Source organism: Limnofasciculus baicalensis BBK-W-15, from assembly GCF_024178385.1.
GTDB classification, from domain to species: Bacteria; Cyanobacteriota; Cyanobacteriia; order Cyanobacteriales; family Coleofasciculaceae; genus Limnofasciculus; species Limnofasciculus baicalensis.
On record NZ_JAMZMM010000340.1, the window covers coordinates 1 to 6702 of the forward strand.

Below are 6702 nucleotides of genomic sequence, written 5' to 3' on the forward strand. Positions count from 1 at the left end.
TATTAATACTATGGAGATCCCAACAGCAAAGCAATTTTTAAACAAATTGTCACAGACAATTTTTCTAGCAGCTCCTGTTAGCCAAGTTTTTCGGTTTGTCTCTCAAGAATCTAGAAATAGATTATTTAGAAATCAGAGTAACGAATATGATGATTACTACTCACAGATCAACTATGCAAAATATAGGATGTCAGGTTTTTTTACATATGATTTTATTCCTGTCAGTCTTATGATTGAAATATTTATAGCTGCTCGCGATCGCGATTTTAGACAAGCTATAGAAACAGGTGAATATGGAAATAGCTACCAAGCAATATTAAATGAATTGAAGTTACTATTAGGAAATAAAAAAGTAAATATTACCACAGACTTCTCTGGAGTCAACTTCACATTAGAGAAAGACGGAGAAACCATACAACTCTACCCAGAAGACTTAAGTCATGGCGAATTAAAAAGACTTAGCATTTATCTATGGATTAAATATCGTAAAATAGAAGATGCAATTGTCCTCATGGATGAAATTGAAATCGCCTTTCATCCCGATTGGCAATATCAAATTATTTCCGATCTCAAAGAATGGGGAGCCACAAATCAATATATTCTGGCGACTCACTCCTATGAATTATGCCAAGCACTGACACCTGCTCATGTTAAAGAAATAGAACCCAAACTTATTAAACCACAAACAGAAAATTAGCAATGAGTTTCACTCAGAAAGAGTTAAAAGAACACTGTCAATATATTCTGAGACAGAGGAGAATTAAAAATAAGATTGTGGTGCTATGCGAAGGGCAAATCCCCAAAAATGATGGTAGACCATCGCCTCAATCTTATGGTAAAATGGAAACGATGCCAGATGCCAACTTTTATAAGGCTTGTGTGCCAAAGTGGTGGAAGCAAAAACTACCTGAGTTTTTTAATTGTGGGGATCGTCAAGATGTAATCGATACTTACTTCGCCCTTTCTGAGTTACACGCTGAAGATAGCACTAAATCCTATTTAACTCCAGAAAAACTTTTCGCTATTGTTGATTTAGATTTGCAAGTTAAAACTATTGATAATTATAATTATACAGACACAGATGCGATTTTCGGTAATCTGTATTACAAAGGAAAAGTTAACGATAAAAATGCGATAAATCATCGAATATGGGTGACAGGTTTAATCTATAAAGAAGCCTATTTTATTGCGCCAGAAATCCAGCCCATCTTTGATAATTATCTTTCCGGCACTCCAATTTATAACGGCAATCCTATAGTGCTAGAAAAAATTTATATGGATATGGTAGATGGAATTGGTAGCGATATAGCTTTACAGGAAAACTTACAGACAGCATCCAAACGTATTAGCTACTGCGCTGGATTGGATTGTACTGGAGTAGATAAATTACAGGATTCCTGGAAAACTGAGTTTCAAAATGCCCAAGACGAGACGAGTAAGAATCAGTTAATCTATGCTTTGTTGACAATTAAACAAGTAAAGGAGTACTGGAATCAAATTCAACCTTCTGATGACTGGGTTCATCCAAAGACTTTTAGAGATCAACTATCCTTAGAAATAGGACGATTTTATTCCGCGCAAAGTAGTGATACTAGATATCATATTCCTGTTTTCTTGAAAACTGTATATGAAGAGGATTGTCAACAACGAGGATATGACAACGATTGAATTGAGTAATTCTATTTTTTTAATTAAAAATACTATCTCTAGGGAACCAATAGGCTAGAATAAAAGTCTTAATTCAGGTAGCCACTGAGGAGTCAATAACATGGAAGAAACAATTAAGATTCGCTCAATTCCCAAAAGTGATTGGAATACAACTCTCCAGGGATTTCAATCCAGTCAAATTAAACAGATATTAGAGGTATATAGTGCTGATGGGATAGTAATCGGCACTATTTGTCAATCTGTAAGAGGTAAATACCACATTAATGGTGAACCAGAATCTGAATATCCTTCCCTAGAGTCAGCCGCTGGAGCAATTCTTAAAAGTTAATAGCGATAACAATCGCTAAATCTACAGCTATTTCAAGGTATGTGAGGTATCGAGAAACCGGGTTTCTTTAAGAAACCCGGTTTCTATTGTTGACTGCGGTTTCTCTTGTGAGAATCTTCTCCTGGGGAGTAATATAGCCATTCTAGCTACAATTCTCCTGTCGCAAGGGAATCTGAATCACAAACTCCGTACCTTCCCCAAACTGACTTTGGCAGTAAAGTTTACCACCATGTTTTTCCACAACAATTTGATAACTAATTGACAATCCCAAACCCGTACCAGTGCCAACAGGTTTGGTAGTAAAAAATGGATCGAAAAGTTGCCGCTTCACTTGCTCCGTCATCCCCAAGCCATTATCAGTAATTTTGATAACAATTTCCCTATCGTTAAGAAGCTCAGTTTTTACCCATATCTTGCCAGGATTAGCTTGCATTTCTGCCTTGGCTTCCTGGCGGGATAGCTGTGTTTCCCACCATTGAATTTGTTCATCAATAGCATCAATTCCATTAACAAGTAAATTCATAAATACTTGGTTTAACTGTCCCGCATAACACTCAATTTGGGGTAAATTACCATACTCTTTAATCACCTCAATTTCTGGACGCTCTCCCCGTGCTTTCAACCGATTTTGCAGAATCATTAAGGTACTATCAATACCTTCGCGAATATCCACCGCTTTAATCTCCGCTTCCGAGACACGGGAAAAATTCCGCAGTGAACTAACAATCTCACAAATTCGTTCAGCACCCACTAGCATTGAATTAAGTAATTTTGGCAAATCTTCGATCAGAAAATCCAGCTCAATTTCTTCAAATTTTCGATAAATTTCTCCTGTAGGATTGGGGTATTCTTTCTGATATAGTTCTACTAAACTTAGCAGATCTTCAGTGTAATCCTTAGCATGAATTACATTGCCATAAATAAAGCTGATTGGATTGTTGATTTCATGGGCAACTCCAGCCACTAACTGCCCCAAACTAGACATTTTTTCACTATGGAGCAATTGAGCATGGGTTGTCTGAAGTTTTTCTAAGGCTTCTTCAAGTTGTTGCTTTTGAGTTAAAGCTTTTTCCTCTGCTGTGCGGCTTTGGTTATAGAGTTGAGCTTGTTGCAGTGCGATCGCAACTTGATCGGCAATGCCACAAATTAATTCTACCTCTGAATCTTGCCAATAGTAGGGATGATTCTTGCCCAGGCTAATACAACCCCAAACAGAAGTACCAAAGTGCAACGGCACGAGTAACCAAGCTCCTGACTGTACTTCCGCTATGGGCTTATTAATTCCATCTCCTAGATAATTAGTATCATTAATTCGTACTATTTCTCCTCGCTTAAGTTGTTCGCTAATTGGATTTATTTCATCGGAAATTACTTTAATTATAGAGTGGGAAATATCTGCTGCTTTATGATACTCTGATAGGTGTAACCAGAGCTTCTTTTCTGGTAGATATTGCAGGATTTGAGCGCGATCTACTTCCAGTAGTTCAACAATCTCCCGCACCGTAGTGAAGAAAATTGTATCTAAGTCTAGGGAACTACGAATTGCTTGAGTAACCCGATTGATTGCTTGCTCTCGCAAAAACAAGGATTGCGTCTTTTCGTATAGTTGACTCTGCTGAATTGCGATCGCTACTTGAGATGCTAATTGCTGAAGTAACTCAATTTCAAATTCTTGCCATTGTCTGGGTTGGCTGCAATGATGGGCAACCAAAAGTCCCCATAACTGTTCGCCATTCAGGAGTGGCACCACTAAATTAGCTCTCACCTGAAACTTAGCTAATAAATCAATATGACACTGACTCAAATTAGCCTCATAGATATCCTCAACTGCTTGAATTCTTCCTTGTTGGTAGGGAGAGACATAGACTTCTTTAAAACAGTCATCATAAATTTGGCTACCCAAAATAGCACGCCAATTGCTATCAACTGATTCGACAACTACATCACCACTCCAGTCTGGCAGGAAACGGAAAATAATTACCCGATCAGTTTCCAGAATTTGCCTAACTTCGGCAACTGTAGCCTGGAGAATTTCTTTGAAGTTGAGAGATTGGCGAATCTGCCTTGTAATTGCCCCAACAAGTTTCTCCCGCTGAAACTGCTGTCGCAGTGCAATTTCTACCTGCTCTCGCTGTGCTATTTCTGTTTGTGCTTGTTGATAAAGTTCAGATTGCTGAATTGCGATCGCGGTATGAGTGGAAATAGCTTTGAGCAAATTAATTTCCCAGGGTTGCCACTGTCTAGGTGCGCTACACTGTTGAGCAACTAATAGTCCCCACAAATTATCTTCTTGTACAATTGGTACTACTAAGTTAGCTCTAACTTGAAACTGATCCAGTAAATTGATGTGACATTCTGTTAACCCAGCTTTGTAGATATCTCCAATTGATTGCACTCTTCCCTGTTGATAAAGCTGGACATATATTTCTGCAAAATAGCGATCGTTAATTACTGTTCCGGAAATGGGTTTCCATCCTTTTTCTACTGATTCGACAACAACAACCCCACTACCATCCTCGTGCATTCGGAAAACAATCACGCGATCGCAAGCGATAATTTGTCTTATTTCTGCAACTGTTGTATTCAGGATCTGGTCTATATTTAAGGATTGGTGAATCCGTTTTGCGATCGCCACTACTAATCTTTCTTTAAGGAATTGTTGTTGTAGTGCTTCTTCTGAAACCTTTCGTCCCGTAATATCTTCAAAGATATAGAGACTACCGAAGTAACAATCAGATTTATCGCGAATTTGAGCATAAAAACGCCGGATTGTTCGTCCATTGACAAAAGGAATCTCATCTTCAAAAGTGGCTCTATTTTCTGTGATTTGTATTGGTTTACCTGATTCAATAAATTCCGTTACATCACCTATCTGAGTTAAGCCATTGGCAATAATATCCGTATTTTTTAGCTTACCCTGCTCCATTTGCTCTTCCAGGTGTTCAATACCCCAAATTTCACAAAAGCAGTGATTGAAGTAGAGAATCTTATCTGTCTGCTCGTCCACCACGTAAAATGCTAATGGTGATGCTCCTGTCATCGCTTCTAGCAGGGCTTCTTTCCATCGTAGTTCATTTTCCGCTAATTTTCGCTGACTAATATCCTTAATAACTGCCACCAAATGTTGGGGATTTCCAGTAGAATCTCGTGCTACAGATAAGGTTTGATTTACCCAGACGATTGTGCCATCTTTGCGGATGTAGCGATTGTCTATGGCGTAATTCTCAATCTCACCAGCTAGAAGGGATTCCAGGCGATAGAGGTTAATAGCCAGATCCTCGGAATAGGTAATATCCTGAAAAGTCCGGCTGAGTAATTCCTCCTGAGTATAGCCCAGCAGTTTACAAAATGTTTGATTAACCCGGAAAAACCGACATTGTAGATCGCAATGGCTCATCCCAACTGCTGCTTGCTCAAACGTTACACGCCAACATTCTTCACAATCTTCTAGTGCTGCTGACTGCTCCTTGGCAGGAGTAATGTCTTCACAAACTAGGCTAATTAGGGGATTTAATTCCGTTCCCGGTACTAAACGAGCGATCGCTTTTACCCAGATAATATTATCGTCTTTCCGGACAAGGCGAGCTTCCCACTGACTTAGCTGATTAGGCTGTTGGGGTAATTCAGTTAATTGCGCTTGACAAATGTCTAAATCGTCCCCATAAAATAGTTCCCCTACCGACTTTTCGCTTAATTCGGCAGGCTCGTACCCTAAATAATCCGCACCAAACTGACTGACAGAGAGAATGACATCCTTGGTATTAATGGTGAAGTAAATACAGGGAATACTCTCATACAAACTCCGCAGCGATTCTAATGCCGCTGTTTTTTTTTCTGCCACTGAAGACTCTTTAATCTGATAGTGGTTTATCTTGAATTTAAACCGATGAGCATTTTTTAAGAGAGCTTTTTTTCTAAGGTAACTCATGCCGATTTTCCGAATTTATTTGAGTTAAGATGGGATTGATGCTCTATTCTTAGAGGCTAGTCAAGTCTCCTTTCCTCTTCCCTACCTTCCTCGTCCCCAGTCCCTGACCCCTTTTTTTGCTAATATCAATCATACCCAACAAAAATTTTTTTGTTGAAAATATTAAATTAATTATTGTTAAATTTATTTCAAACATGCCGATCTCAACCCAAAAAATCGACAATACAGCCATAATGCCTAAATCCCAAGACGTTTAAAAGATAGACTTAGTTTCTCTTAGTCTTAGCTCAATCTTGATTACCCACCCTACATTTAAAAACGCTAGAGTTTACCTACTTCCTAGATCAACTCCGTCCTAGACGAGCTGAACTTTAGAATCGCAATTATCCGAAATTTGGATAACCTGATCGCAATTTAATTTGACCCTCTCCTGGCTCAACCAACAGAAATTATTAAGACATCGCTGCCTTAATATCCTGATTTCTCCCGTTCCCAGGCTCACCACGTTGGCACGCTATGTGGGTAGTGATATCTCCTCAAGGTTTTTCGGGCGTAGACTTTCCCCCAGTCAGGGGGTAGGTTTTTAAATCTTGTACTGATGAAAACATTTTAACCCATGATGAGGCTTCCCATTGCGGGTTTCTGGATAAATAGTTAAATAACTTAAAAATTGTTGCAAAACTTAAAGGGGAGCTAGGGGGCTAGAGGTTAGAGAGTTTTAATTGAGAACTCAAAACTCTCCTCCCCCATTCCCCTTTTTCTTATACTCATCTTATCC

At 38.8% G+C, this 6702-nt stretch carries 4 protein-coding genes; 3 read left to right on the top strand and 1 reads right to left on the bottom strand.

The features are described from left to right. The 3 genes from NJ959_RS23815 to NJ959_RS23825 all read left to right on the top strand — a co-directional run. Positions 1-697: AAA family ATPase (locus NJ959_RS23815; protein ID WP_254014235.1), on the top strand; the 697-nt coding region annotated here is incomplete at its 5' end. Between the two features lie 2 nt (positions 698-699). Next, positions 700-1668, top strand: a complete 969-nt coding sequence (locus tag NJ959_RS23820) for a hypothetical protein (protein ID WP_254014236.1) — start codon at positions 700-702, stop codon at positions 1666-1668. Positions 1669-1768: 100 nt separating this feature from the next. After that, on the top strand, positions 1769-1996 hold the full coding sequence (locus tag NJ959_RS23825) for a hypothetical protein (protein ID WP_254014237.1): 228 nt from the start codon (positions 1769-1771) through the stop codon (positions 1994-1996). A 142-nt stretch (positions 1997-2138) separates the two neighbouring features. Here NJ959_RS23825 and NJ959_RS23830 read toward each other — a convergent pair whose 3' ends face one another. After that, positions 2139-5924 (bottom strand): GAF domain-containing protein, encoded by a 3786-nt coding sequence (locus NJ959_RS23830; RefSeq protein WP_254014238.1) that lies wholly within the window; start codon positions 5922-5924, stop codon positions 2139-2141. Positions 5925-6702 lie beyond the last annotated feature (778 nt).

Bases quoted from the DNA above. Each gene is read 5' to 3' on its own strand.
- NJ959_RS23820 (WP_254014236.1), top strand. From the start codon at position 700: ATGAGTTTCACTCAGAAAGAGTTAAAAGAACACTGTCAATATATTCTG.
- NJ959_RS23825 (WP_254014237.1), top strand. From the start codon at position 1,769: ATGGAAGAAACAATTAAGATTCGCTCAATTCCCAAAAGTGATTGGAAT.
- NJ959_RS23830 (WP_254014238.1), bottom strand. From the start codon at position 5,924: ATGAGTTACCTTAGAAAAAAAGCTCTCTTAAAAAATGCTCATCGGTTT.